Source organism: Klebsiella sp. CN_Kp100, assembly GCF_040065315.1.
GTDB classification, from domain to species: Bacteria; Pseudomonadota; Gammaproteobacteria; order Enterobacterales; family Enterobacteriaceae; genus Klebsiella; species Klebsiella oxytoca.
Map to the genome: position 1 here is coordinate 56,353 of NZ_JBEAIJ010000004.1, position 25,659 is coordinate 82,011.

A 25,659-nucleotide genomic window follows, 5' to 3' on the forward strand; every position below is an offset into this window, starting at 1 on the left:
GTAACCGATGATGCCTCAATCTGTTCCGAAAACCGGCCAGCCGAAACGGCGCGTTAACTGGCCCAAAGGGATGCCGCAGATCGTTGCGCTGCTGCTGGTGCTGGTGGTTGACAGCCTGGTCGCCCCGCATTTCTACCAGATCGTGCTCCAGGAGGGGCGACTGTTCGGCAGCCCGATTGATATTTTGAACCGGGCCGCGCCAGTGGCGCTGCTGGCGATCGGCATGACGCTGGTTATCGCCACCGGCGGGATTGACCTCTCCGTCGGGGCGGTGATGGCGATTGCCGGCGCAACGGCGGCGTCGATGACCGTGGCGGGACACAGCCTGCCGGTTGTGCTGCTGGCTTCGCTGGGAGCCGGCGCGCTGGCGGGCCTGTGGAACGGTATCCTTGTGGCGGTGCTGAAGATCCAGCCGTTTGTCGCCACGCTGATCCTGATGGTCGCCGGACGCGGCGTGGCGCAGCTGATCACCTCCGGGCAGATCGTCACTTTTGACTCCCCGCCGCTGGCCTGGTTGGGCAGCGGATCGCTGCTGCTGTTCCCGACGCCGGTGATAATCGCCATCGTTACGCTGGTGCTGTTCTGGCTGTTTACCCGCAAAACCGCGCTGGGGATGTTTATCGAAGCGGTGGGGATTAACATTCGTGCGGCGAAAAACGCCGGGGTAAATACCCGCATCGTCGTGATGCTGGCCTACGTGCTGAGCGGAGTATGCGCGGCCATCGCCGGCATTATCGTCGCGGCGGATATTCGCGGCGCGGATGCCAATAACGCCGGGCTATGGCTGGAGCTGGATGCCATTCTGGCGGTCGTTATCGGCGGCGGCTCGCTGATGGGCGGGCGCTTTAATCTGCTGCTCTCGGTTGTCGGGGCGCTGATTATCCAGGGCATGAATACTGGGATCCTGCTGTCCGGTTTCCCGCCGGAGCTTAATCAGGTAGTCAAAGCGGTGGTGGTGCTGTGCGTACTGATCGTCCAGTCGCCGCGCTTTATCAGCATACTGAAGGGGATGCGCGGCCATGATAAAACGTAATTTACCGTTAATGATTACCCTCGCGGTCTTCGTACTGGGATACCTTTACTGCCTGACGCAGTTTCCCGGCTTTGCCTCGACGCGGGTGATCTGCAATATCCTGACCGACAATGCTTTTCTCGGGATCATCGCCGTCGGCATGACGTTCGTGATCCTCTCCGGCGGGATCGATCTGTCGGTGGGGTCGGTGATCGCCTTCACCGGGGTATTCCTCGCCAAAGCGATCGGTTTCTGGGGGATCTCGCCGCTGGTGGCATTTCCGCTAGTGCTGGTGATGGGCTGCGCTTTTGGCGCCTTTATGGGGCTGCTCATCGATGCGTTGAAGATCCCGGCGTTTATCATCACGCTTGCCGGGATGTTTTTTCTGCGCGGCGTCAGCTATCTGGTTTCGGAGGAGTCGATTCCCATCAATCATCCGGTGTATGAAGCGCTTTCCGGACTGGCATGGACCATCCCCGGCGGCGGTCGTCTGAGCGCCATGGGGCTGTTGATGCTGCTGGTGGTGATCGGTGGCATTTTTATGGCCCACCGTACCCGCTTTGGCAATCAGGTTTACGCCATTGGCGGCAACGCGACGTCGGCCAATCTGATGGGGATCTCCACGCGGAGTACGACGATTCGCATCTATATGCTCTCTACCGGTCTGGCGACGCTGGCGGGGATCGTCTTCTCTATTTATACCCAGGCGGGTTATGCGCTGGCAGGGGTTGGCGTCGAGCTGGACGCCATTGCTTCGGTGGTGATCGGCGGCACGCTGTTAAGCGGTGGCGTGGGCACGGTTCTCGGCACCCTGTTTGGCGTGGCCATTCAGGGGCTGATTCAAACCTATATCAACTTTGACGGTACGCTTAGTTCATGGTGGACCAAGATCGCCATCGGTATTCTGCTGTTCATCTTTATCGCGCTGCAGCGCGGCCTGACGGTGCTGTGGGAGAATCGGCAGAGTTCGCCGGTGACAAGGGTAAATGTGCGTGCGACTGCTGAGTAGTATTCTGGTTTTTCGCTCAACTTATGTACGTACTCGCCACGTTCATCCATGATAGGTGCCTGATACAACAGGCACCCTGAAAAGGGATATTTTGAGCAAAGGAACGCTATTAATGGATATGGTTGAAGGTGAAGGATTATCAGGCAAGTGCGCCAGCTGTGGGCAAAAGGTATTGCCTCCGGCGCGTTATTGTAAAATCTGTAAGGATAAAAAATATACCGGTATCGGCGGCTGGCTTTATCTGCCGGCTTTAACCCTGACGCTCAGCTCGCTTTTACAGATCGTCGGGATATGTAATACGGTGACGGTTTTTCTGGATGTTGAAGAGGAGTTTAGAGCGTTTGCGCTGTTTGAAGCGGCTGGGGCACTATTTCTTTGGTTATTGGTAGTTTATACGACGATGTTGTTTTTCAGGAAGAAACGTCAGTTGCCAAATTATTATACCGTCTGGGTTCTGTTCACCACGATTCTCTACGCCATCGACTGCTGGATTGCTGCGCATTTTTATGGTTTAGGGCTGGAGGTTGAAGATATAAAAATTTTGGCCTCATGCGCGCTGCAGATAATCATCTGGATACCTTATTTCCACCTGTCGAAACGCGTCAAACTCACCTTCGTGAACTAAAGCAAATAGACGCCGGAATTATCCGGCGTCTGAATATTACGCGTCCGGGAACTCTTTAATAAAGTTCTCGACGTCTTCGACCATATGGTTATTGCCGACGAAGAAAGAGCGGCGCTGGTGCAGGCTTTCCGGGATAATATCCAGAATGCGCTCTTTACCGTCGCTGGCCTTGCCGCCCGCCTGTTCAGCGAGGAACGCCATCGGGTTGCACTCGTACAGCAGACGCAGTTTACCGTCCGGGTGGCTGGCGGTGCTCGGGTAGAGGTAAATGCCGCCTTTGAGCAGGTTGCGGTGGAAATCCGCTACCAGCGAGCCGATATAGCGCGAGGTATACGGGCGCTGGGTCTCTTTATCTTCTTCCTGGCAGTACTTGATGTACTTCTTCACGCCCATCGGGAACTTGATGTAGTTACCTTCGTTAATCGAGTAGGTATTCCCCTTTTCCGGGAAGCGCATGCGTTCCTGGCACAGGCAGAACACGCCAAGGGACGGGTCGTAGGTAAAGGCGTGGACGCCGCAGCCGGTGGTATAAACCAGCATCGTCGAGGAACCGTAAACCACATAGCCGGCGGCGACCTGGCGGTTACCCGGCTGCAGGAAGTCTTCTTCGGTGACGGGAGTACCCACCGGCGTGACGCGGCGATAGATAGAGAAAATCGTCCCGACGGAGACGTTAACGTCGATGTTAGAGGAGCCATCCAGAGGGTCCATCAGCACCACGTATTTGGCGTGTTCACAGCCTTCAAAGACGACGATTTCATCTTCTTCTTCAGAGGCGATCCCGGCAACAATATCGCGTGCTCGCAGTGCGGCTTTCAGCTTTTCATTGGCAAACAGGTCGAGTTTTTGCTGCACCTCGCCCTGAACGTTTTCAGCACCGCTGGCACCCAGGATATCGACCAGACCGGCCTTGTTGATATCGCGGTGGATGATCTTGGCGCCTAACTTTATCGCCGACAACAAAGCAGTCAGCTCGCCCGTTGCGTGAGAGAACTCGTGCTGCTTTTCGACAATAAATTCACCTAACGTTTTCATAACCCGTTCCCTGCATGTTTATGTGAAGTAAAACGAACAAAACAATCTTAACAAAGAATAAAAAAAGTTCGCACAGGTGAATCGCGCCAGCAAAATACGGATTCCCCTGAAATGCATTTCTTTCAGCCCCAACATCCCGGTAAACTGTGCTTCAGATAAGAGAAGGAAATGACGAATGCGCATTCATATTTTAGGAATCTGTGGCACGTTTATGGGGGGGCTGGCGATGCTGGCGCGTTCCCTCGGTCATGAGGTAACGGGGTCGGATGCAAACGTCTATCCGCCAATGAGTACCCTGCTGGAAACCCAGGGAATTGAGTTAATTCAAGGATATGATGCCAGCCAGCTGGATCCTCAGCCGGATCTGGTGATCATCGGTAACGCGATGACGCGCGGCAACCCGTGCGTGGAAGCGGTGCTGGAAAATAACATCCCGTATATGTCCGGGCCGCAGTGGCTGCACGACTTTGTCCTGCGCGATCGCTGGGTGCTGGCGGTTGCCGGGACGCATGGTAAAACCACCACTGCCGGAATGGCGACCTGGATCCTTGAAGCCTGCGGCTACAAGCCGGGCTTTGTCATCGGCGGCGTACCGGGCAACTTTGAGGTGTCCGCGCGCCTTGGCGACAGCCCGTTCTTCGTGATTGAAGCCGATGAATACGACTGCGCTTTCTTCGATAAGCGCTCTAAGTTCGTTCACTACTGCCCGCGTACGTTGATTCTCAATAACCTTGAGTTCGACCATGCGGACATTTTTGACGACCTGAAGGCCATCCAGAAACAGTTCCATCATCTGGTGCGCATTGTGCCGGGCAAGGGCAAAATCATTCTGCCTGAGAACGACATCAACCTGAAACAGACGATGGCGATGGGCTGCTGGAGCGAGCAGGAACTGGTCGGCGAACAGGGCCACTGGCAAGCGAAAAAGCTGACCACCGATGCTTCCTCATGGGAAGTGTGGCTGGACGGCGAGAAAGTGGGCGAGGTGAAGTGGGCGCTGGTCGGCGAACATAATATGCATAACGGCCTGATGGCCATTGCCGCCGCCCGTCATGTCGGCGTGCTGCCTGCCGATGCGGCCAATGCGCTGGGTAGCTTTATCAACGCCCGCCGCCGTCTGGAACTACGCGGCGAAGCCAACGGCGTCACCGTATACGACGATTTTGCCCACCACCCGACGGCGATTCTGGCGACTCTGCAGGCGCTACGCGGCAAAGTTGGCGGTACCGCGCGAATTCTTGCCGTGCTTGAACCCCGTTCCAACACCATGAAAATGGGCATTTGCAAAGATGACCTGGCGCCGTCTCTCGGTCGTGCCGACGAGGTCTTTCTGCTGCAGCCGCAGCATATTCCGTGGCAGGTAGCTGAAGTAGCTGACGCCTGCGTACAGCCCGCGCACTGGAGCGCCGATGTCGATACGCTGGTGGATATGATTGTGAAGACCGCGCATCCTGGCGACCACATTCTGGTCATGAGCAACGGTGGTTTTGGCGGCATTCATCAGAAGCTGCTCGATAAGCTGGCGAAAAAAGCCGAGGCGGCCGAATAGGCCATTCTCCGCGTTGATCCGCCCTCCGCGTGAGGGCGGATAGTTACGGATGGTTCATGTTGATTTCACAAAGAGTGACCTCTACCGATTCCGCTTATTTTCCCGCGCTGGACGCCCTGTACGGCAGGGCCTTCCCGTGGCACGAACAGCGTGAAGCCGAGGCTAAACAGCAGGCGCTTGATAATCCCCATTATGTACTGGAAGCCTGGTTCGATGATGGTCTGTTTATCGGCCTGAGCGGCTGCTGGCGGTTTGCTGACTATAGTTACATTGAACATCTGGCCATCGACGATACGTTACGATCGCGTGGCTACGGCAAGCGGCTGTTAGCTGAAATACTTCAGCGTGCGCCGCTGACCATTCTCGAAATCGATCCGCTGACCAGCGAGATTGCCCATAAGCGTCTGCGTTTTTATGAAACCATGGGGTTTTGCGCGAATCCCTGGGCGCATCGCCATCCGACCTATCATCAGGGTATTGCCGATCATGAATTGATCGTGTTGAGCTACCCGCAGCCGATTGATGAGGCGCGGTATCAGCGCTTTGCGCGGGATTTGCGTTTGGTGGTCATGGCTCAGGCTGGTGCGATCGAGGTATTGTCGCCCGGACAAGGTGCGCCAGGCGCCGCCTCCGGGAAAATCCCCGGTTGCGGCTGATGCCTGAGCTGGGCTAAAGGTCCGCGTGTTTTGAGTTTTTGTCGTCCGGACAAGGCGCGTCAAGCGCCGCCTCCGGGAAGCCGTGCGTAATACGGCCTCCGCTTTTCTTCCGGTTCGCGCTGCGCTTAGCCGGACGACAAGTTCACCGCCGTCTGCGTGTTTTGTCGCCCGGAACATGCTTAACGCGTTAAATTACTCTTTCGCGATAGGCGTTTCGTTTTCCGCCACTTTGCTATCGCCCTGAATAGCCGCGATTTTCTTCTCCACCTCGGCAACCTGCTCGCTGCTGTGCAGCAGCGTATAGGTCAGATCAAACTGGGCGCTTTCCCCGGGCTGAAGCTGCTTAACGCGTTTTTGCTCCCGCTCGATAGTGACCGGATAGGCGTAGCTGGTGCCTGGCTCAATACCGGTGACGTAACCCTGTTTCTCGGTATCGGTATTTTTCCACAGGGTCAGCACCGGTAGCTGGCGGGTATCAAACTGAATAGATGCCCCTTTATCGCCGGCTTTGTTGACCACTGCGGCCAGCGTTTGATGATTTTCATCCGCCAGAGGCTGCATATTAAACACCATTTCATCGAAATCTTTCGTTGGTCCGGCGTAGGTTTGCCAGCTTTTTAAGCCCGCTTTGGCGTAGTCGTTGAATGGACTGATGCTGGCGATCGGGGCCAGGAAGCGGGCGCCTTCTTCGAGGATCGGCTTGCCAAAGTTGCTGTGATAGATAATTTGATAGTCATGCGGATAGTCGGCTTGGTTGGTCAGGACATCGTGCAGGCTAAAGCTATTGCTGCCTGGCACGTAGCGCAGTTCGGTCATGGTCTGCAAATCTGCTTTCTTGAAGGTGCTCTCCTTCACCAGTCCACGAACGCGAATTTCATATGGCGCGGTATCCGCCACTTCAACTTCTACCTGGGAAGCCGGCGTGTTGCCGACTTTGCCGTGCAGGGTGTAAATCTGCCCATCGGCGGTCACCGGGTGGCCTGTCCATTCGTAGCCGCAGCGTACCATCATTTCATTGAAACCCTCCAGCCATCCCAGTCCGTTACGGCTTTCGAGGTTAATAAAAGCGGGATTAACCACTTCTTTGACCGGCGAATCCCAGCCCATTCGCGATCCAAAGCCTTCGATTTTTAGCAGGTTCATGCCGCGGGTTGGGCTAAGCGCGATGGTCAGGCCGTCTTTACTATGGATCACAAGGATTTTACTGCCTTCTTGTTTACCGCCGTGAAGGACTTTTTGCTCAATGCTGAAGTTATGCTCTTTTATCTTCAGCTGATCGCTGGTTATTTGCCAGTTTCCTTTATCTATGCCGCTTTCAGCGCTTGTCAGCACCCACGTTTTTGCCATTACCGGCGTAGAAATAAGCGCGGCAATGGCCGTCAAAGCTAATGTCTTTTTCATTTTTCATCCCTTTTGCTGAATCGATTGTGTCACTGATGCAGGGAATTTAGTTGCAAGTGGATTATGAAAATGTGAAGTGTCTCACCTGGTGAGAAAACAGGCGTTTTTATATTTTTAAATGAGATATAAATCTCTTTTCGTCAGTGATATTGAATTTCGTTGCTGAAATTATGTGATTACTATCGTCTTTTGCTTTAACGATTCAGCTTGGGTTCATTGCAGAAATACCGAGGCGGGATAAAAGGGATGGCTGCAGGGAGTCGCTATTCCCTGCAGCCTTAGGCAACGTGGCTTTACCGTTCACAACATCGCAGCGCTGAGGCTATCAAGCGCCGTAGAATGCCAGGGTGTACAACCCTTTAACGTCCTGAACTGACGGATAGTTAGGATTGGTTAACGTACAGGGATCGTCGACGGCATGGCGACTCATTCGGTCGAGCACATTAACAAAGGTCACTTCATTGATTTCCACTTCGTCACACTGGCTCAGCGTTTTCGGGACGCCCAGCCGTTGATTCAGCGCATTGATCGCGGCAATTAAATTATCCATACCTAATGCGGCTTCCAGCTGACGATATTTTTTGGTGAACTTCGCATTATATTGAATGATATACGGCAACATAATCGCATTCGCCAGACCGTGAGTAATGCCAAATTCGCCGCCAATTTTATGCGCCATCGAATGGACTAATCCTAGTGACGCATTGGTGAAGGCGATTCCCGCCAGCGCGGAAGCATTATGCATATGCATGCGGGCATTTAAATCATCGGGTGAGCGCCAGGCGGTTTCCAGATGCTTAAATACCAGCCGAATGGCCTCTACCGCATAAGGGTCGGTAAACGAGTTGGCTGCAGTGGAGACGTAGGCTTCAATCGCATGGGTCAAAACGTCCATGCCGGTGTGAACCGTCACGTGAGGCGGCATTTTTGCCGGAATAGTGGGGTCGAGAATGGCGATATCCGGCACCAGATCGGCGGCAACAATCGGGTATTTGATATGATTTGCCGTATCGGTGATCACCGAGAAGGCGGTGATTTCGGACGCGCTGCCGCTGGTGGAGGGGATCGCCACAAACCGTGCTTTGCTGCGCAGCGGCGGCATGGCACCGACGGGAATAATATCCTCAAACTTCAGCTGCGGATGTTCATAGAAACACCACATAACTTTAGCGGCATCCAGCGCGGAACCGCCGCCAATGGCCACTATCCAGTCAGGTTCAAAGGCCAGCATCGCTTTGGCTCCGCGCCAGACGGTTTTAATGGACGGATTGGGTTCAACATTATCGATAATAATGCACTCTATACCCGCTTTATTGAGTTCGCTGACGGCTTTATCCAGAAAGCCAAAACGCTTCATTGAACTGCCGCCGGTGACTAATGCGGCTTTTTTTCCGCTCAGGGTGGAAAGATGCTCTAAAGCATTTTCGCCATAAATAATACTGCGAGGAATTGAGAAGGCCTGGGTCATAGGAAACTCCATTTAATATTAAGGATTTTTTTAGTGTGCAGTCGTTATTAACGATTCAGCGACACGTGCAGAATAAAAAAATCGAATTAATGCTCCAGATACTGCCGAAGCAATATCTGGAGGGAGCTGACCGTCATATTTCAAGCTGCTTGTACGTTGCCCGCATTTGTTGACCTCAGCCATTTACGCCAGTAAATGACTGAGGATTCGCTGGGTTGCTACCTGTCCCGCAACTCGTTATATGTTGGGTTTAAATGGCTATTAAATCGTACCGTCCCAGGAGTCGACTTTTTCGCGTTTTGCTTCTTCTTCATCAAACCAGCGCGAAGTCACGCATTTGGACTCTGTATAGAAACGAACGCCATCTTTGCCCAGGCAGTGCAGGTCGCCGAAGAACGACTGTTTATGACCTGAGAAGGGGAATACGCCGACCGGCACCGGGATGCCGACGTTAATACCGACCATACCGCCGTGGGTGCGTTTCTGGAACTCGCGGGCGTAGTAGCCGCTTTGGGTGAAAATAACCGAGCCGTTGGCAAACGGGTTATTGTTCATTAATTTCAGACCTTCTTCGAAGGTTTTTACCCGCTTAAAGCACAGGACCGGCCCGAAAATTTCCTGCGTCCCGACGCTCATCTCCTCGGTCACGCCATCGAGTATAGTCGGCCCGACATAGAAGCCTTTTTCCTGGCCCGGCACCTTAATATCGCGACCATCGAGCACCAGCTTCGCACCCTCTTCGATGCCTTTATTAATCCAGTTGATGACGGATTGTTTATGGTCTTTAGAAATCACCGGACCCATGTCGGTATCGCGCAGATAGCCGGGGCCGATTTTCAGCTGTTTGGCTTTTTCGACGACGGCGGCAATCAGCTTGTCGGCAATCTCTTCCTGCACCACGACGACCGGCAGCGCCATACAGCGTTCGCCCGCGCAGCCGAACGCGGCGTTGATAATGCCGGCGGCGGTACGGTTAACTGGCGCATCGGCCAGCACCAGGGCATGGTTTTTTGCTTCGCACAGCGCCTGGACGCGTTTGCCGTGGGCGGCGGCTTTGGAGTATACGTGCAGGCCGACGGACGTCGAGCCGACGAATGAGACGCCGTTAACGTCCGGATGAGTCAGCAGAATATCGGCTTCGTTACGTGAACAGGTCACGATGTTAATCACGCCATCCGGTACGCCCGCTTCCTGATAGAGTTTGGTGATTTCCATACAGGTCATCGGCGTCATACTGGCCGCTTTAATCACCATAGTGTTACCGGATGCGACGCATAGCGGCGCCATCCATCCCATCGGAATCATCGCCGGGAAGTTAAACGGCACAATGCCGGCGAACACGCCAATCGGCTCACGGTAAAGGTTGGTGTCGATCCCGGCTGACGCGTCCATCAGATTTTCACCCGCCAGCAGAGTCGGGATAGAGCAGGCAAGCTCGGTGCCCTCTTTCGCTTTTAATACATCGCCCTGAGCATCTCCCCAGGCTTTACCGTTTTCTTTCGCCACCAGCTCGGTTAAGCGATCCTGATGCTGGATTAATAATTCACGAACGCGAAACATAATTTGCGAGCGTTTAATCGCCGGAGTATCTGACCACGCCGGAAAGGCTTTGCGCGCCGCGGCAACGGCATCCAGCACTTCTTGCTCGGTGCAGCAGGGGGCCTGAGCCATGACTTCCCCGGTACTTGGGTTATAGACGTCCATATAGCGTTCGGTCTGCGAAACGCGCCATTGACCATCAACGAAATATTTCAGTCTTGGTACAGTAGTCATATTTTTCTCCATGATAATATCTGTCGACTTTCTCTCATAATCAGCCTCTGAGCGGCGGTAAATCACTTACCGCCGGGTCAGCCACTTTCTTGAATATTGAATAAGCGCTTATTTCCGGACAACGGCCTCCGCTTTTTGCGATTTTCCGGCTGCGGTCGGTGATTTTTCAGCGTATTGATTGCCGTAGAAGCTGTCTGTCAGCAGCTGTTTCAATTCAGAAATCAGCGGATAGCGCGGGTTGGCGCCGGTGCACTGGTCATCGAACGCATCTTCCGCCAGCTTATCGACGTGGGCGAGGAAATCGGCCTCCTGCACCCCCGCCTCGCGGATGGATTTTGGTATGCCCAGTTCAGCTTTGAGTGCTTCCAGCCAGCCAAGGAGTTTTTCGATTTTCGCTGCGGTGCGGTCACCCGGTGCAGTCAGACCCAGGTGGTCGGCGATTTCCGCATAGCGACGACGGGCCTGCGGGCGGTCATACTGGCTGAATGCCGTCTGTTTGGTCGGGTTGTCGTTGGCGTTATAGCGAATGACGTTGCAAATCATCAGCGCGTTCGCCAGGCCGTGAGGGATGTGGAACTGTGAACCCAGCTTGTGCGCCATCGAGTGGCATACCCCGAGGAAGGCGTTGGCAAAGGCAATACCGGCGATAGTCGCCGCGCTGTGCACGCGCTCACGCGCTGCCGGGTTCCTGGAACCTTCATGGTAAGACGCCGGCAGGTTATCTTTCAGCAGCTTCAGCGCCTGCAGCGCCTGGCCGTCAGAGAACTCGGAGGCCAGTACGGAAACGTAAGCTTCCAGCGCATGGGTCACCGCATCCAGACCACCGAACGCGCACAGGGACTTCGGCATTTCCATGACCAGGTTGGCATCAACAATCGCCATATCCGGGGTCAGGGCATAGTCAGCCAGCGGGTACTTCTGCCCGGTGGCGTCATCGGTAACAACGGCGAACGGCGTCACTTCCGAGCCGGTACCAGACGTGGTGGTGATCGCCACCATTTTGGCTTTAACCCCCATTTTCGGGAACTTGTAGATACGTTTACGGATATCCATAAAGCGCAGCGCCAGCTCTTCGAAGTGGGTTTCCGGATGTTCGTACATGACCCACATGATTTTCGCCGCGTCCATCGGGGAGCCGCCGCCCAGGGCGATAATCACGTCCGGTTTGAAAGCGTTCGCCAGCTCAGCGCCTTTACGGACGATGGTCAGAGTCGGGTCCGCTTCCACTTCAAAGAAAACTTCTGTTTCAAGGCCAGCCGCTTTCAGTACGGAAGTGATCTGATCCGCGTAGCCGTTGTTAAACAGGAAGCGGTCGGTGACGATCAGCGCGCGTTTGTGACCATCGGTGATCACTTCGTCCAACGCGACTGGCAGTGAGCCCCGACGGAAGTAGACAGATTTCGGAAGTTTGTGCCACAACATGTTTTCAGCTCGCTTAGCCACGGTTTTCTTGTTGATCAGGTGCTTCGGCCCGACGTTTTCCGAGATCGAGTTGCCGCCCCAGGAGCCGCAGCCGAGGGTCAGGGAAGGGGCGAGGCTGAAGTTGTAGAGGTCGCCGATCCCGCCGTGGGAGGTCGGGGTGTTGATCAGGATGCGCGCGGTTTTCATCTTCTCGCCAAACAGCCTGACGCGATCCGCCTGGTTATCCTGGTCGGTATACAGGCAGGAGGTGTGGCCGATGCCGCCCATATCCACCAGCTTCACCGCTTTCTCCACGGCATCGGCGAAATCCTTCGCCCGGTACATGGCGAGCGTGGGCGACAGCTTTTCGTGGGCAAAAGGCTCGCTGTCGTCGATGTCCCGGACTTCGCCAATCAGGATTTTGGTGTCCGCAGGCACCGCGATCCCGGCCATTCCGGCAATATTGACCGCTGACTGCCCGACAATAGCCGCGTTGAGCGCACCATTTTTCAGCAGAATCCCCTGCACGGCCTTCAGCTCCTGCCCCTGCAGCAGGTAGCCGCCGTGGCTGGCGAAACGTTCGCGTACTGCGTCGTAGGCCGCATCCACGACCACCACCGACTGCTCGGAGGCGCAGATGACGCCGTTATCGAAGGTTTTTGACATCAGAATCGAAGCCACAGCGCGCTTCACGTCGGCGGTTTCATCGATCACCACCGGGGTGTTGCCCGCGCCGACGCCAATCGCCGGTTTACCGGAGCTGTAGGCCGCTTTGACCATGCCCGGCCCGCCGGTGGCGAGGATCAGGTTGATGTCCGGGTGGTGCATCAGGCGGCTGGACAAATCCACGGTCGGCTCGTCAATCCAGCCAATGATATCCGGCGGCGCGCCGGCCTCTACCGCCGCGCGCAGCACGATCTCCGCCGCACGGTTGGTGGCATTTTTCGCCCGCGGGTGCGGGGAGAAAACGATGCCGTTGCGGGTTTTGAGGCTAATCAGCGACTTAAAAATGGCGGTGGAGGTCGGATTGGTGGTGGGGACAATCCCGCAGATCAGGCCGATGGGTTCGGCAATGGTCATGGTGCCAAAGGCGTCATCTTCAGACAGCACCCCGCAGGTTTTCTCATCTTTATAGGCGTTGTAGATATATTCGGAGGCAAAGTGGTTTTTGATGACTTTATCTTCCACGATGCCCATGCCGGACTCGGCAACCGCCATTTTGGCCAGCGGAATGCGGGCATCGGCGGCGGCCAGCGCGGCGGCGCGGAAGATTTTATCGACCTTCTCCTGAGAAAAGCTGGCATAGGCCTGTTGCGCCTTTCGTACCCGCGCGACCAGGGCATCGAGGTCGTCATTACTGGTGATGAGTGACATAAGTTTTCTCCGTAAGGGATTGAATTCTCTTAAGTAAAACATGTGCCTTTCCTGTAATGACGCCAAACCTTCCGCCACTGCAGATGCCTGGTTTTAATTAACAGAACTGACTGACCAGAAACTTCTCGGGTACCGTTGCGTTTATTCGCTCGCTAATGAAATTAATTTTTCATTATAATGATGTATGAAATACAAAAACCGTTTTGAGAGATGGATCAAAGATAAGCAAACTGCTGTTAAAGGCAGCCTGTTAAAGGCGAGGTGATATGATTTAATTCATTAAAATCATGTGATTATAATTTTAATTTTTCAAGGGTGGTGAAAAGGGAGCGGTTGGCTGTCTTGCCGTGTCAGGTTTTATTGTGAAATAAAGGTTAAAATTAAACGCTTATTTGAAATTAAAATGAAAAATTAAAACCAATCAGGATACAGAGGAAAGAAGAAGGGAGAGATCGATGATGTCGCTTGTACGGGAGGGCGGGTCGCCCGGATCGGGCAAGCGCCGTAATCCGGGGGAGTTATGCAAAGTTAGCCTTCGTTTTCGGCCAGTTCACGCAGATACTGGAAGATAAGCCGCGCGGATTTCGGCGGTTTATTACCTTCTTTCTCTTTTTGCGCGTTGCGGATAAGCGAACGCAGCTGCTGACGGTCGGCCTCAGGCCACAGGTTCAGCACTTCCGCAACGGCGTCATCACCATTATCAATCAGACGATCGCGGATCTGTTCAAGCTTATGGAACAGCGCAACCTGCTGGTTGTGGCGGTTCTTCAGCTTGTCCAGCGCCTGACGGATCGGCTCGACGTCACGGCTGCGCAGCATTTTACCAATCAGCTGCAGCTGGCGGCGGCGGCCTTCTTTCTTGATACGCTGGGCGAGCTCAATCGCGTCGCGCAGGTCGGTATCCAGCGGGATTTTATCGAGCGCGTTTTTACCCAGCTCGACCATTTCCGCGCCAAGACGCTTCAGTTCTTCGGCGTCGCGCTTAATTTCACTTTTACTGACCCAGATAATTTCATCGTCTTCATCTTCGACGTCATCACCAGGGACGTCGTCGAGCCAGTCTTCGGGCTGCTTTGTCATCTCAGGCTCCTTAAAAAAGAGACTAATGTTACCAGTTAAGGCGCGCACTGAAAAACGGTTCTCTGTTAGACTTCAGTTAACTCCTTCTTACATTATGGCATTAGCGATGAAAGTCATCTCTCAAGTTGCACAACAGCGTAAGACGCTGGAAGAGGCCGTGACCACGGCGCTGGAACTGGCGGCAGGCAAATCCGACGGCGCGGAAGTCTCCGTCAGCAAAACCACCGGTATCGGCGTTAGCACCCGCTACGGCGAAGTGGAGAATGTAGAATTCAATAGCGATGGTGCGCTAGGCATCACCGTTTACCATCAGAATCGTAAAGGCAGCGCCTCTTCGACCGACCTTAGCCCGCAGGCCATTGCCCGCACGGTGCAGGCGGCGCTGGATATTGCCCGCTACACCTCGCCGGACCCGTGCGCGGGCGTGGCGGATAAAGAACTGCTGGCTTTTGATGCCCCGGATCTGGACCTGTTCCATCCGGCGGATGTTTCCCCGGATGAAGCCATTGAGCTGGCCTCCCGCGCGGAACAGGCGGCGCTGAAAGCTGATAAACGCATCAGCAATACCGAAGGCGGTAGCTTTAACAGCCATTACGGCATCAAAGTGTTTGGTAACAGCCACGGCATGCTGCAGAGCTACTGCTCGACTCGCCATTCGCTCTCCAGCTGCGTGATTGCTGAAGAGAATGGCGATATGGAGCGCGATTACGCTTACACCATTGGCCGGGCGATTGGCGATCTGCAATCGCCGGAGTGGGTTGGCGAGGAGTGCGCCCGCCGCACCCTGTCGCGCCTGGCCCCGCGTAAGCTATCGACGATGAAAGCGCCGGTGATTTTCGCCAATGAAGTGGCTACCGGTTTGTTTGGTCATCTGGTCGGGGCGATTGCCGGCGGTTCGGTTTACCGTAAATCCACCTTCCTGCTTGATGCGCTGGGAACCCAGATCCTGCCGGACTGGCTGACCATTGAAGAGCATCCGCATTTGCTGAAGGGGCTGGCCTCTACGCCGTTTGATAGCGAAGGCGTGCGTACGGAACGCCGCGATATCATTAAAGACGGCATACTAACCCAGTGGCTGTTGACCAACTACTCGGCGCGCAAGCTGGGATTGAAGAGCACCGGCCACGCGGGCGGCATTCATAACTGGCGTATTAACGGTCGCGGCCTGAGTTTTGCAAAGTTGCTTAAAGAGATGGGGACCGGTCTTGTCGTCACGGAACTGATGGGGCAGGGTGTAAGCGGCGTCACCGGCGACTACTCACGCGGCGCATCCGGCTTCTGGGTAGAAAACGGCGAAATTCAGTATCCGGTCAGTGAGATAACCATTGCAGGAAATCTGAAGGATATGTGGCGTAATATCGTGACCATCGGCGACGATATCGAAACGCGCAGCAACATTCAGTGCGGTTCTGTACTGCTGCCGGAGATGAAGATCGCCGGTCAATAACACCTGTGTGCTTAATAATAAAAAAGGAAGTGAGCAATGCGTAAAAAACTGTTAGCGATGCTGGCCGTATCGGCTTTTGCGCTTGGTTCGGCATCGGCTTTCGCCGATCTGGGCGAAGATATGGATACCCTTGCCGAGAACCTGCAAGTGGTGCAGAAAACTTCAGATGCCGGTGAGCTGAAAGCGGCGCTGAATAAGATGCGTACAGCGGCGGTTGACGCCCAGAAAGAGACGCCGCCGAAGCTGGAAGGTAAAGCGGATGACAGCGCGGAAATGAAGGACTATCGTCACGGTTTTGATGTGCTGATCGGCCAGATTGACGGCGCGCTGAAGTTGGCTGACGAAGGTAAAGTCAAAGAGGCTCAGGCCGCAGCGGAAGAGTTTAAAACCACCCGCAATACGTATCATAAGAAGTATCGTTAATCGTCTGCAGATTTTGGGTATTTCTGCCGGGCGGAGGCTGACGCCTTGCCCGGCCTACCAGACCCCAAATCTAAACCTGAATCCTCGGTCGGTAACCTCAAGCCCTGTTCCCATCCTCAACCTTGATCCCAACCCTTTCCGCTTTCCCGGCAGCCTGGCGGGCGGATAAAAAACCTGTTCCATCACATTTCTGCGTTTTTCTCTTCAGGTCGTTCCGCGCCGCCAGCGCTGCGATTATGTGATATTCATCACGCGAATTTAGCTAAATGAACACATTCTCTGTGGTTATGTGAAATGAATCACACATGCCGTCGTTCTTTCCACTTCGAAGTGGAAAACAACTCGCTACAAACTCTTATCCCCCGGCATTAGTGTTATCCCCAGAGACATCAACGGGGTAATTCAAGTGAATAACGGAGCGGTAACACACGTCCCAGAGGAGCAGGCCACGCTAACCGAACAGCTGGCCGACAGGATGCTGCAGCAGGTTTTCGCGCTATTAAGCCGCCGCAACATCGTTCCCAACGACGTTCAGGAGCAAATGCTGACTTCCCACGTTCGGGCGATGGCCCATCGGTCAATCAGCGGCGAGCCGCTGCCGGAAGTGGATGCCAGCCTGTTCGAAGAGATCTCAGAAGATTCAATGATGCTGGCCCGCGAAGTGGTCGCGCAGTTCGGCAATCTGCCAGATGAAGAAGCCTGGCTGCTGTCTGTCCACTTCGAAGTCGCGAAAGATAACCTGTAAGGAGCATACAAATGGAACAAATCACCGTTGTTATTGGCGATCGCCTGGGTAAAGGTCAAAAAGTTGCCGCAGGTGCGGAAAAAGCTGGCGCTCGCGCCGTTGTCGTTCCGGGCGTTGCTGCGGATATGAAACTGGGCGACATGATGAAAGCCGAAAACGCTACCTTCGGTATCTCTTTCTGCGGCAGCGGCGGCGCAGGGGCAATCACCGCGCAGAATAAGCATGGCTACAAAGCAAAATATGGCATGCGTTCCGTTGATGAGGGCGTCACCGCGATCAACGAAGGCTACAACGTACTGGGCTTCGGCTTTATGGATAAAGAAGAACTGGGCGAACGCCTGGTGGAAGCCTGGAAGAAGAAATACGGCGCGTGAGTATGAAAGAGCAATTCACCACCACGGTGAGCGTTACCGGCAAAGGCGAGAGCAAAACGCGTGCTTTCGCCGATGCCCTGAACCATGTCCAGGCGGCGGTGATGAAAACGTCGCCGCACATCTTACTGCGTATTGAACCACAGGATGTGGAGGTTGTTCATGCGTGTGAAGCGGTACGGAAAGAGGCATTTTTATTCTTCTTTCTGCGCCGTGAGCGACGGACCTACAGCGTGGAGCTGAACGTTACCGTCACCGTGACCGCCATTAATCTCGATAAAGTGGATTTCGTCACGCAAACCTGATTTTCACCAAAGGGTCAGACTATGTTCCTGATAATTTTAATAAAATCGCTCATCATCGGCGGCCTGGTCGGCGTCGGCGTAGGCGCCGGAGCGGCACGCATGTTTCATGCGCCCACCACGCAGGGGATGGGGGCGTTTCGTACCTTGGGCGAGCTGAATTCATGTGAAGGCGATCCGGCTTCACACTTCTCTTTTGGTCTGGGCTTCTTCTTCAACGCCTGGGCCTCTTCCGTCGCGGCAGGCTCCTTCACTCAGGACGTTGACCACCGCATCATCCCCAACTGGGGGGCGGCAGCGCTGATGATCAAAAACCGCAACGTCGGCGAGACGCTGCACGATCCGAAAAAGATGGCCATCGCTTGCGGCATTATCGGCATGATCGTTGTGGCTTTCCTCAACCTGACCGCCTCTTCAGTACCGGAAGCGCTACAGGTGACGGCGGTCAAAGTGCTGGTTCCGGCGGCAAACCTGCTGGTGAACACGGTGATGCCGGTCATCTTCTGGCTGGCGGCGATTGATGCCGGCAAAAAGTCGGGCTTTTGGGCGACGATTTTCGGCGGCGCGGCGCAGCTGATTATGGGTAACGCCGTCCCGGGTCTGGTGCTGGGCATCCTGATCGGCAAAGGCGTGGAAGAGAGCGGCTGGCACCGCGTCACCAAAGTGATGATGGTAGCAATCGTCGCGCTGTTCGTTCTGAGCGGCTTCTTCCGCGGTTTCGACATGAAGATGATTGAATCCTTCCATCTGACCGTGCCGAACTGGCTGGAACTGATCCACAACTCGCTCAGCGGTAAATAACAGGGGCCTCTCATGGAACAAAATAAAGGTTTTTGGTATGCCGACTGGTCGTTCCCGATCTTTGTTGGTCTGCTCTCCGCCGGCGTTTTTGCCGGGACGCATATGTACTACCTCTACGGCATCGGCGCGTTTAATGAAGTCGCCTTCGTGGCGATGCTGAAAGCGGGAATTGATACCGGTGCCTACGGCGCGGTCGCGGCGTTCGGCGCCAGCTTCCTGTTCGCGCGTATTATCGAAGGCTCACTGGTGGGGATTCTGGATATCGGCGGGGCGATCCAGACCGGCGTCGGCTTAGGCGTTCCGGCGCTGCTGCTCGGCGCGGGCTTTGTTTTCCCGGTCGCCAACTTTGCCGCCTCGCTGGTCACTGGCCTGGTGCTGGGGCTCGCCATTGGCTACATCATTATCCTGGCGCGCAAATTCACCATCAACCAGAGCGACTCCACCTACGGCGCGGACGTCATGATGGGGGCCGGTAACGCCTCAGGCCGCTTCCTCGGACCGTTGATTATCCTCAGCGCCATGACCGCTTCTATTCCAATCGGCATCGGTTCCCTGGTGGGCGCGCTGCTGTTCTACATCTGGCAGAAGCCTATCACCGGCGGCGCGATCCTTGGCGCCATGCTTCTTGGGTCAATTTTCCCGGTGGCGATTAGTTAAGTCCTGCGGGCGCCTCGGCGCCCGCGTTAACAGGAGAGAGATATGTTTGATTTACTCCTGCGCCGTGCGCGCCTCGTCGACGATACCCTGACCGATATCGCCATCCGGGACGGTAAAATCGCGGCGCTTGGCGAGATTAGCGCGCCTGCGCGCAAAATCCTTGAGCTGGACGGTCGCTATTACGTCAGCGCAGGCTGGATTGACTCTCACGTTCACTGCTATCCGAACTCGCCGATTTACCATGATGAGCCGGACAGCGTGGGGGTTGCTACCGGCGTGACCACCGTGATTGACGCGGGCAGCACCGGTGCGGACGACGTTGATGACTTCTACCAACTGACCCGCAAAGCCGCGACCGAGGTTTATGCCCTGCTTAACATTTCCCGCGTCGGGCTGATTGCCCAGAATGAACTGGCCAATATGGCGAATATCGACGCAAAGGCGGTGAAGCAGGCGGTCAACCGCTACCCGAACTTTATCGTCGGCCTGAAGGCGCGGATGAGCAGCAGCGTGGTGGGTGAAAACGGCATTACGCCGCTGGCGCGCGCAAAGGCAATTCAGCAGGAAAACTGCGGCCTGCCGCTGATGGTGCATATCGGCAACAATCCGCCCGATCTGGATGAAATCGCCGATCTGTTGACCTCCGGCGACATTATTACTCACTGCTATAACGGCAAGCCCAATCGCATTCTGACGCCGTCCGGCGAGCTGAAGAGTTCGATTACCCGCGCGCTACAGCGCGGCGTGCGCCTTGATATCGGCCACGGCACCGCCAGCTTCAGCTTCGAAGTGGCACGCCGGGCGATTGCCATGGGCATTCTGCCGCACACCATCAGCTCCGATATTTACTGCCGCAACCGTATCGACGGTCCGGTGCGCTCGCTGGCGCTGGTGATGTCGAAATTCCTCGCTATAGGGATGTCGCTGCCGCAGGTTATCGACTGCGTGACCGCCAACGCCGCGGAAGGCCTGCATCTTTCCCATAAAGGGCGGCTGGAAGTGGGCTATGACGCTGACCTGACGCTGTTTACTCTCGCGCAGACGCCAACGGTGCTGGTGGATGCTGAAAAAGAGAGCCTTCAGGCCGACAAGATTCTGCTGCCGCTTGCCGCCATTCGCACGGGCAAGGGCTATCTGACCGAACAAGGGAGCGCGGAAAATGCCTTCGATTTTTGAGAAATATGATTTAAAGCAGGTCATTAACACCTCCGGACGCATGACCATTCTCGGCGTCTCGACGCCGCGACCGGAAGTCGTGGAGGCCGCGATGGCGGGGATGAACCAGTACTTCGAGATGAAAGATCTGGTCAATAAAACCGGCGCGTATATTGCGAAGCTGCTGGACGTGGAAGGGGCGACCGTTGTCTCCTGCGCCTCGGCGGGCATCGCCCAGTCGGTGGCGGCGGTGCTGGTAAAAGACAGCGACTGGCTGCTGGAAAACCTGCACGTGACGCCGATTGAAAACAACGAAATCGTGCTGCCTAAGGGCCACAACGTCAACTTTGGCGCGCCGGTGGGCACCATGGTAGCGCTGGGCGGCGGCAGGCTGGTGGAAGCGGGCTACGCCAACGAATGTTCTGCCGGGCAGCTGGCGGCGGCTATCACCCCGCGCACCGCGGCCATTCTGTATATCAAATCCCACCACTGCGTGCAGAAAAGCATGCTCAACGTGGCGCAGGCGGCAGCGGTGGCGAAGAGCCATAATCTGCCGCTGATTGTCGATGCGGCGGCGGAAGAAGACCTCCAGGCCTACTATCGCGCCGGCGCGGATCTGGTGATTTATAGCGGCGCGAAGGCGATAGAAGGGCCGACCAGCGGGCTGGTTATCGGCAAAACCCAATACGTTGAGTGGGTCAAACGCCAGTCGAACGGCATTGGCCGGGCGATGAAGGTGGGTAAAGAGGGGATCCTCGGCCTGACCTGCGCCATTGAACACTATCTGACGGCGAGCAAAGAGAGCGGGGAAGAGATGGTGGCGAAGATGACGCCGTTTATTCAGCAGCTTAATACGCTCGATGGCGTCACCGCGCGCGTGGTCTGGGACAGCGCCGGCCGCGATATCGCGCGGGCGGAGATTAAGTTTGATGAAGCGGTGACCGGCGTCAACACCGGCGATCTGGTCAATGCGCTGAAGCAGGGCGAATACGCCATCTACTTCCGTGGCTATAAAGCAAATGAAGGCATTATTGAAGCCGATGTCCGCAGCGTGAACGCGCAGCAGCTGGAGATTGTCTCCCGTCGCATCGCAGAGGTTTTGAACAAGGAGAAAAACGCATGAAACTGACCCCTAATTTTTATCGTGACCGCGTCTGCCTGAACGTGCTGGCGGGAAGCAAAGAGAACGCCAGCGAGATTTATGAGGCGGCGGAAGGTCATGTACTGGTGGGCGTGCTCTCCAAAAATTACCCGGACGTCGCCAGCGCGGTTGCCGATATGCGTGAATACGCGCAGCGGATTGATAACGCGCTCTCCGTGGGACTGGGCGCGGGCGATCCGAACCAGTCGGCGATGGTCAGCGAAATTTCTCGCCAGGTGCAGCCGCAGCACGTCAACCAGGTATTTACCGGCGTGGCGACCAGCCGCGCGCTGCTGGGCCAGAACGAAACCGTGGTTAACGGCCTGGTGTCGCCAACCGGTACGCCGGGAAGGGTGAAGATCTCCACCGGCCCGCTCAGCAGCGGCGCGCCGGACGGCATCGTGCCGCTGGAAACCGCGATTGCCCTGCTGAAAGATATGGGCGGCAGTTCGATCAAATACTTTCCGATGGACGGGCTAAAGCATCGTGACGAGTTTATTGCGGTAGCCGAGGCCTGCGCCCGTCATGATTTCTGGCTGGAGCCCACCGGCGGGATCGATCTGGAAAACTACGGCGAGATCCTGCAGATCGCGCTGGACGCCGGCGTGAGTAAAATTATCCCGCATATCTACAGTTCGATTATTGATAAAGCCAGCGGTAATACCCGCCCGGCGGACGTGCGTCAGCTGCTTTCGATCACCAAACAGTTAGTACAATAGCGCCGATTGCCCCTCCACCCCGGCCCTCTCCCTGACAGGGAGAGGGAGAGGGAGAAAAGCAGAGACGGAGCCTTTTGCGCCGATCGCGCGAAGAAATACCGAACTGCGCCCTCGGCCCTATGGGCGAGGATTAGGGTAAGGGAAAACCTCCACCGAACCATCAAGGAGTCACCATGCCAACCGCTCGTCACCTGCTTGTTGCTTCACTCTCTCTGCTCGCCGCCGGCGCCGCTGCGCAAACCCAGTACGCCTGGGTCGGTACCTACAACCCCAATGGGGAAGGCCTGTATCGCTTTACCGTCGATAACCAGACTGGGGAGCTGCGCGATAAAGCGCTGGTCGCTAAGCTACCTAACCTGGCCCAGCTCACCGTTTCGGCGGATGGCAAAACCCTGTACGCCGCCAGCGAAATGGAAAAGGGTGTGGTGCAGGCGTGGCGCATCGGCAGTAACGGCGAACTGCGTGAGCTGAATCAGGTCGCTTCCGGCGGCGCCGGGCCGGTTTATCTCTCCCTGACTTCCGATGGACGCCATCTGCTGGTGGCAAACTACGTCAGCGGTAGTATCGCCGTGCTGCCGGTGAAAGAAGATGGTAACCTGGGCGAGGCGGTGGACGTGCATCAGGATCAAGGCCCTGCGGGTGCGGAACGCCCGGCGGCAGCCGTTGAAGGCAGTTTTGCCATTAGCGATCATAACGGCCCCCACGCCCATATGATCGCCGCCGATCCCAGCGGTAAGTTCGTTTACTCCACCGACCTCGGGCTGGATCGGATCTATCAGTACCGGCTGGATAACGCCACCGGGAAGCTAACGCCGAACGATCCGCCGTTTATTGCGGCCTCATCTCCCGGCGCCGGACCGCGCCATTTTGTGTTTACGCCGCAGGGCGACGGGCTATGGTTAATTAACGAAGAGGCGTCGACGCTCACTTTCTATCATCTCGATAAGCAAAGCGGCCTGTTGCGCGAGGGGAAAACGGTCTCGGCGCTGCCGGAAGCGTATAAGGGCACCAGTTTTGCCGCCGGTCTGGTTCTGAGCCGCGACGGCAAGCAGCTGTACGTTGCCAATCGACTGCATAACAGCATCGGCCACTTTACGGTGCTGGCAGACGGTAGCCTGCGCCATCAGGACGATATCTGGACCCGCGGCGACTATCCGCGCACGCTGACGCTCGACAGTCAGGGGCAGTGGCTGTACGTCATGAACCAGCGTAGCGACAACATCACCCGCTTTCGCGTCGCGCCGCAGGATGGCAGGCTGACGTTCTCTCCGGACTATACCCCGGTTGGCAGCCCGTCGCAGATGGTGATATCCGCTCAACCCTGAGCCGTAAGAAAAAGGAACTGACATGCGATTTCCCAATCAACGTTTAGCGCAGCTGTTTACCCTGTTGCAAAACGAAACGCTGCCCCAGGAGGAGCTGGCGCAGCGGCTGTCGGTTTCTACTCGCACGGTGCGCGCGGACATCACCGCGTTGAATGCGCTGCTGCAGCACTATGGCGCGCAGTTTATCCTCACCCGCGGCAGCGGTTATCAGCTGGTGATTCACGATTCGTCGCGCTATCAGACGCTGGAAGAGAGTGCGCCGAAAGCGCAGCATATCCCGCGAACCGCGGCGGATCGCATCCACTTTTTGCTGGTGCGCTTTTTAACTTCCGCTTTCTCAATCAAGCTGGAGGATCTGGCCGATGCGTGGTTCGTCAGCCGCGCCACCTTACAGGGCGATATGGTTGACGTACGCGAGCGCTTTCAGCGTTATCAGCTCACCCTTGAGACCCGGCCGCGTCACGGTATGAAGCTGTTCGGCAGCGAGGTCTCCATTCGCGCCTGCCTGACCGATCTGCTGTGGGAGCTAAGTCAGCAGGGGCCGCTGAACCCGCTTATCGGTGAAGAAGCGTTTGATGCCAGCGTACCGACGCTGCTGGCTGGCGTGCTGCAGGAAACGCTAACCCGCCATCACGTTCGCCTGACCGACGCCGGGGAGCGCTTTATTTGCCTGTACGGCGCGGTTGCCGTGCGCCGAGTGAGCGAAGGATATCCTTTAGCCGATTTTAGCGCCGAGGATGTCGCGCAAAACGTACGCGATGCCGCCCGCGAGCTGGCAAATACGATGCAGCAGCTGGCGGGCAAACCGCTTGCTCCGGCGGAAGAGGAGTGGCTGTGCGTCCACCTTGCCGCCCGCCAGGTGCAGGATGTCGATCCGGGGACTATCAGCGCCGACGACGACGAAGCGCTGGTGAACTACATCCTGCGCTATATCAATCAGCAATATAACTATAATTTGCTGGAGGATGCCCAGCTGCATGCGGATTTGCTGACCCATATTAAGACCATGATCACCCGCGTGCGCTACCAGATAATGATCCCCAACCCGCTTCTGGAAAATATCAAACAGCACTACCCCATGGCGTGGGACATGACCCTGGCGGCGGTATCCAGCTGGGGAAAATATACCCCCTACGCCATCAGCGAAAACGAGATCGGCTTTTTGGTGCTGCATATCGGCGTCGGGCTGGAGCGCCATTACAATATCGGCTACCAGCGCCAGCCTCAGGTGCTGCTGGTCTGCGATACCAGCAACGCAATGGTGAGGATGATTGAAGCCATCCTGCAGCGTAAGTATCCGCAGCTGGAAATTGCCGCCACCCTCTCGCAGCGCGAATATGAACAGCGGGAAGAGATCGCGGAAGATTTTGTCATTTCCACCGTGCGCATCAGCGAGAAAGATAAGCCGGTAGTTACCATTGCGCCATTTCCTACCGACTACCAGCTCGACCAAATCGGCAAGCTGGTGCTGGTGGACCGCACCCGTCCCTGGATGCTGAATAAGTATTTTGATGAGACTCACTTTCAGGTGATAGATACCCCGATGGATCAGCAGGCGCTGTTTGCTACGCTGTGCCAGCAGCTGCAGCAGGAGGGGTTTGTCGGGGCGGAGTTCCATGATTCGGTCGCGGAGCGTGAGGCTATCGTCAGTACCATGCTCGGCGACGGGATCGCGTTACCTCACGCCCTCGGGCTGCTGGCAAAAAAGACCGTGGTTTATACCGTAATTGCGCCGCACGGCATCGCCTGGGGCGATGAAACCGCGCATATCATCTTCCTGCTCGCCATCAGTAAAAGCGAGTATGAAGAGGCGATGGCGATCTACGATATTTTCGTCACCTTCCTGCGCGAGCGCGCAATGACCCGCCTTGCTGCCACCCGCAGCTTTGCTGAGTTTAAAGCGGTGGCCATGGAGTGCGTCAGCCGGTTTTGAGATGCGCTGCCAGAGAATGGTATAAGCTGGGTGAAACCGTAAAAGAGCAGTTCAAAAGTCAGCTGGCGGTCGTGCTGGAGAACCTTCATATTGAATCTTCGCGGCTGACCCGACTGCTATAAAATTCAGCTGAAATCAGCGGGATACCGACTGGTGTATCAGGTTCGGGATGAGGTGATGATTGATGGTTTATGTTATTGCGATGAGAAAACGAGAAAAACTAGCCGTCTATCGGAACGTCTATAAACGGCTGTCGC

Annotated in this window: 23 protein-coding genes and 1 pseudogene; 18 read left to right on the plus strand and 6 right to left on the minus strand. The window is 55.9% G+C overall.

Going from position 1 to position 25,659, the window contains the following annotated elements; genetic code table 11:
- Nucleotides 1–7: 7 nt before the first annotated feature.
- The 3 genes from ytfT (at nucleotide 8) to ABLV12_RS04310 (ending at nucleotide 2,646) form a co-directional block, all read left to right on the plus strand.
- A complete protein-coding gene (gene ytfT / locus ABLV12_RS04300; protein ID WP_017145075.1) occupies nucleotides 8–1,033 on the plus strand; it encodes a galactofuranose ABC transporter, ATP-binding protein YtfT in 1,026 nt (341 codons plus the stop codon).
- Complete coding sequence (gene yjfF / locus ABLV12_RS04305) at nucleotides 1,020–2,021, plus strand: galactofuranose ABC transporter, permease protein YjfF (RefSeq protein ID WP_348866799.1); 1,002 nt, start codon at nucleotides 1,020–1,022, stop codon at nucleotides 2,019–2,021. The genes ytfT and yjfF overlap by 14 nt, the downstream gene beginning before the upstream one ends.
- Nucleotides 2,022–2,133: 112 nt before the next feature.
- Nucleotides 2,134–2,646 carry a DUF2569 domain-containing protein gene (locus ABLV12_RS04310; protein WP_016809348.1) on the plus strand — a complete coding sequence of 171 codons (513 nt, stop codon included), beginning with the start codon at nucleotides 2,134–2,136 and terminating at the stop codon, nucleotides 2,644–2,646.
- 36 nt (nucleotides 2,647–2,682) lie between these two features.
- Here ABLV12_RS04310 and fbp read toward each other — a convergent pair whose 3' ends face one another.
- A complete protein-coding gene (gene fbp / locus ABLV12_RS04315; RefSeq protein ID WP_004109008.1) occupies nucleotides 2,683–3,681 on the minus strand; it encodes a class 1 fructose-bisphosphatase in 999 nt (332 codons plus the stop codon).
- 175 nt (nucleotides 3,682–3,856) lie between these two features.
- Between fbp and mpl the strand changes: the two genes are divergently transcribed.
- Both mpl and ABLV12_RS04325 read left to right on the plus strand, forming a co-directional pair.
- Nucleotides 3,857–5,230, plus strand: coding sequence for a UDP-N-acetylmuramate:L-alanyl-gamma-D-glutamyl-meso-diaminopimelate ligase (gene mpl / locus ABLV12_RS04320; RefSeq protein WP_004109005.1), 1,374 nt, complete (start codon nucleotides 3,857–3,859; stop codon nucleotides 5,228–5,230).
- Nucleotides 5,231–5,286: 56 nt separating this feature from the next.
- The gene (locus tag ABLV12_RS04325; RefSeq protein WP_047720435.1) at nucleotides 5,287–5,886 is read left to right on the plus strand and encodes a GNAT family N-acetyltransferase; all 600 of its coding nucleotides are present in this window, start codon (nucleotides 5,287–5,289) and stop codon (nucleotides 5,884–5,886) included.
- 192 nt (nucleotides 5,887–6,078) lie between these two features.
- Here ABLV12_RS04325 and ABLV12_RS04330 read toward each other — a convergent pair whose 3' ends face one another.
- The 5 genes from ABLV12_RS04330 to yjgA form a co-directional block, all read right to left on the minus strand.
- Nucleotides 6,079–7,287 (minus strand): aldose 1-epimerase family protein, encoded by a 1,209-nt coding sequence (locus ABLV12_RS04330; RefSeq protein WP_004117480.1) that lies wholly within the window; start codon nucleotides 7,285–7,287, stop codon nucleotides 6,079–6,081.
- Between the two features lie 325 nt (nucleotides 7,288–7,612).
- Nucleotides 7,613–8,755 (minus strand): iron-containing alcohol dehydrogenase, encoded by a 1,143-nt coding sequence (locus ABLV12_RS04335; protein ID WP_017145072.1) that lies wholly within the window; start codon nucleotides 8,753–8,755, stop codon nucleotides 7,613–7,615.
- A gap of 261 nt (nucleotides 8,756–9,016) precedes the next feature.
- Entirely contained in the window at nucleotides 9,017–10,528 is a 1,512-nt protein-coding gene (locus tag ABLV12_RS04340) for a CoA-acylating methylmalonate-semialdehyde dehydrogenase (protein WP_004108995.1), read from the minus strand.
- Between the two features lie 108 nt (nucleotides 10,529–10,636).
- Nucleotides 10,637–13,303 (minus strand): bifunctional acetaldehyde-CoA/alcohol dehydrogenase, encoded by a 2,667-nt coding sequence (adhE, locus tag ABLV12_RS04345; RefSeq protein ID WP_348866800.1) that lies wholly within the window; start codon nucleotides 13,301–13,303, stop codon nucleotides 10,637–10,639.
- Nucleotides 13,304–13,831: 528 nt separating this feature from the next.
- Nucleotides 13,832–14,383 (minus strand): ribosome biogenesis factor YjgA, encoded by a 552-nt coding sequence (gene yjgA / locus ABLV12_RS04350; protein ID WP_004108993.1) that lies wholly within the window; start codon nucleotides 14,381–14,383, stop codon nucleotides 13,832–13,834.
- A 94-nt stretch (nucleotides 14,384–14,477) separates the two neighbouring features.
- Between yjgA and pmbA the strand changes: the two genes are divergently transcribed.
- From pmbA to ABLV12_RS04415, 13 genes and pseudogenes are all read left to right on the plus strand, one after another.
- Nucleotides 14,478–15,830, plus strand: coding sequence for a metalloprotease PmbA (gene pmbA, locus ABLV12_RS04355; protein ID WP_004108992.1), 1,353 nt, complete (start codon nucleotides 14,478–14,480; stop codon nucleotides 15,828–15,830).
- 36 nt (nucleotides 15,831–15,866) lie between these two features.
- Nucleotides 15,867–16,253 carry a cytochrome b562 gene (gene cybC / locus ABLV12_RS04360; protein ID WP_004108991.1) on the plus strand — a complete coding sequence of 129 codons (387 nt, stop codon included), beginning with the start codon at nucleotides 15,867–15,869 and terminating at the stop codon, nucleotides 16,251–16,253.
- A 406-nt stretch (nucleotides 16,254–16,659) separates the two neighbouring features.
- Nucleotides 16,660–16,998, plus strand: a complete 339-nt coding sequence (locus tag ABLV12_RS04365) for a glycine dehydrogenase (protein ID WP_004108984.1) — start codon at nucleotides 16,660–16,662, stop codon at nucleotides 16,996–16,998.
- Nucleotides 16,999–17,009: 11 nt separating this feature from the next.
- A complete protein-coding gene (locus tag ABLV12_RS04370) occupies nucleotides 17,010–17,372 on the plus strand; it encodes an SFCGS family glycine-rich protein (protein ID WP_004098072.1) in 363 nt (120 codons plus the stop codon).
- 2 nt (nucleotides 17,373–17,374) lie between these two features.
- Entirely contained in the window at nucleotides 17,375–17,674 is a 300-nt protein-coding gene (locus ABLV12_RS04375; protein WP_348866802.1) for a DUF4312 family protein, read from the plus strand.
- 21 nt (nucleotides 17,675–17,695) lie between these two features.
- The gene (locus tag ABLV12_RS04380; protein WP_004098075.1) at nucleotides 17,696–18,472 is read left to right on the plus strand and encodes a DUF4311 domain-containing protein; all 777 of its coding nucleotides are present in this window, start codon (nucleotides 17,696–17,698) and stop codon (nucleotides 18,470–18,472) included.
- A gap of 12 nt (nucleotides 18,473–18,484) precedes the next feature.
- Nucleotides 18,485–19,129 (plus strand): DUF4310 family protein, encoded by a 645-nt coding sequence (locus tag ABLV12_RS04385; RefSeq protein WP_016809340.1) that lies wholly within the window; start codon nucleotides 18,485–18,487, stop codon nucleotides 19,127–19,129.
- A gap of 42 nt (nucleotides 19,130–19,171) precedes the next feature.
- Nucleotides 19,172–20,305, plus strand: a complete 1,134-nt coding sequence (locus tag ABLV12_RS04390) for an amidohydrolase/deacetylase family metallohydrolase (protein ID WP_348866803.1) — start codon at nucleotides 19,172–19,174, stop codon at nucleotides 20,303–20,305.
- Entirely contained in the window at nucleotides 20,289–21,407 is a 1,119-nt protein-coding gene (locus ABLV12_RS04395; protein ID WP_004108979.1) for a DgaE family pyridoxal phosphate-dependent ammonia lyase, read from the plus strand. The genes ABLV12_RS04390 and ABLV12_RS04395 overlap by 17 nt, the downstream gene beginning before the upstream one ends.
- Nucleotides 21,404–22,144: a KDGP aldolase family protein gene (locus tag ABLV12_RS04400; protein WP_202862127.1), complete on the plus strand. Its 741-nt coding sequence runs from the start codon at nucleotides 21,404–21,406 to the stop codon at nucleotides 22,142–22,144. Before ABLV12_RS04395 ends, ABLV12_RS04400 begins: the two co-directional genes overlap by 4 nt.
- Before the next feature lie 173 nt (nucleotides 22,145–22,317).
- Nucleotides 22,318–23,469, plus strand: a complete 1,152-nt coding sequence (locus ABLV12_RS04405) for a lactonase family protein (RefSeq protein WP_049593789.1) — start codon at nucleotides 22,318–22,320, stop codon at nucleotides 23,467–23,469.
- Nucleotides 23,470–23,491: 22 nt separating this feature from the next.
- Nucleotides 23,492–25,402, plus strand: coding sequence for a PRD domain-containing protein (locus ABLV12_RS04410; RefSeq protein ID WP_032728793.1), 1,911 nt, complete (start codon nucleotides 23,492–23,494; stop codon nucleotides 25,400–25,402).
- A pseudogene (locus ABLV12_RS04415) lies at nucleotides 25,384–25,655 on the plus strand (type II toxin-antitoxin system RelE/ParE family toxin); the annotation flags it as partial. The gene ABLV12_RS04410 and the pseudogene ABLV12_RS04415, both read left to right, overlap by 19 nt.
- Between the last annotated feature and the right edge of the window lie 4 nt (nucleotides 25,656–25,659).

Coding starts and splice junctions, on each gene's coding strand:
- ytfT (WP_017145075.1), top strand. CDS start 8: ATGATGCCTCAATCTGTTCCGAAAACCGGCCAGCCGAAACGGCGCGTT.
- yjfF (WP_348866799.1), top strand. CDS start 1,020: ATGATAAAACGTAATTTACCGTTAATGATTACCCTCGCGGTCTTCGTA.
- ABLV12_RS04310 (WP_016809348.1), top strand. CDS start 2,134: ATGGATATGGTTGAAGGTGAAGGATTATCAGGCAAGTGCGCCAGCTGT.
- fbp (WP_004109008.1), bottom strand. CDS start 3,681: ATGAAAACGTTAGGTGAATTTATTGTCGAAAAGCAGCACGAGTTCTCT.
- mpl (WP_004109005.1), top strand. CDS start 3,857: ATGCGCATTCATATTTTAGGAATCTGTGGCACGTTTATGGGGGGGCTG.
- ABLV12_RS04325 (WP_047720435.1), top strand. CDS start 5,287: ATGTTGATTTCACAAAGAGTGACCTCTACCGATTCCGCTTATTTTCCC.
- ABLV12_RS04330 (WP_004117480.1), bottom strand. CDS start 7,287: ATGAAAAAGACATTAGCTTTGACGGCCATTGCCGCGCTTATTTCTACG.
- ABLV12_RS04335 (WP_017145072.1), bottom strand. CDS start 8,755: ATGACCCAGGCCTTCTCAATTCCTCGCAGTATTATTTATGGCGAAAAT.
- ABLV12_RS04340 (WP_004108995.1), bottom strand. CDS start 10,528: ATGACTACTGTACCAAGACTGAAATATTTCGTTGATGGTCAATGGCGC.
- adhE (WP_348866800.1), bottom strand. CDS start 13,303: ATGTCACTCATCACCAGTAATGACGACCTCGATGCCCTGGTCGCGCGG.
- yjgA (WP_004108993.1), bottom strand. CDS start 14,383: ATGACAAAGCAGCCCGAAGACTGGCTCGACGACGTCCCTGGTGATGAC.
- pmbA (WP_004108992.1), top strand. CDS start 14,478: ATGGCATTAGCGATGAAAGTCATCTCTCAAGTTGCACAACAGCGTAAG.
- cybC (WP_004108991.1), top strand. CDS start 15,867: ATGCGTAAAAAACTGTTAGCGATGCTGGCCGTATCGGCTTTTGCGCTT.
- ABLV12_RS04370 (WP_004098072.1), top strand. CDS start 17,010: ATGGAACAAATCACCGTTGTTATTGGCGATCGCCTGGGTAAAGGTCAA.
- ABLV12_RS04375 (WP_348866802.1), top strand. CDS start 17,375: ATGAAAGAGCAATTCACCACCACGGTGAGCGTTACCGGCAAAGGCGAG.
- ABLV12_RS04380 (WP_004098075.1), top strand. CDS start 17,696: ATGTTCCTGATAATTTTAATAAAATCGCTCATCATCGGCGGCCTGGTC.
- ABLV12_RS04385 (WP_016809340.1), top strand. CDS start 18,485: ATGGAACAAAATAAAGGTTTTTGGTATGCCGACTGGTCGTTCCCGATC.
- ABLV12_RS04390 (WP_348866803.1), top strand. CDS start 19,172: ATGTTTGATTTACTCCTGCGCCGTGCGCGCCTCGTCGACGATACCCTG.
- ABLV12_RS04395 (WP_004108979.1), top strand. CDS start 20,289: ATGCCTTCGATTTTTGAGAAATATGATTTAAAGCAGGTCATTAACACC.
- ABLV12_RS04400 (WP_202862127.1), top strand. CDS start 21,404: ATGAAACTGACCCCTAATTTTTATCGTGACCGCGTCTGCCTGAACGTG.
- ABLV12_RS04405 (WP_049593789.1), top strand. CDS start 22,318: ATGCCAACCGCTCGTCACCTGCTTGTTGCTTCACTCTCTCTGCTCGCC.
- ABLV12_RS04410 (WP_032728793.1), top strand. CDS start 23,492: ATGCGATTTCCCAATCAACGTTTAGCGCAGCTGTTTACCCTGTTGCAA.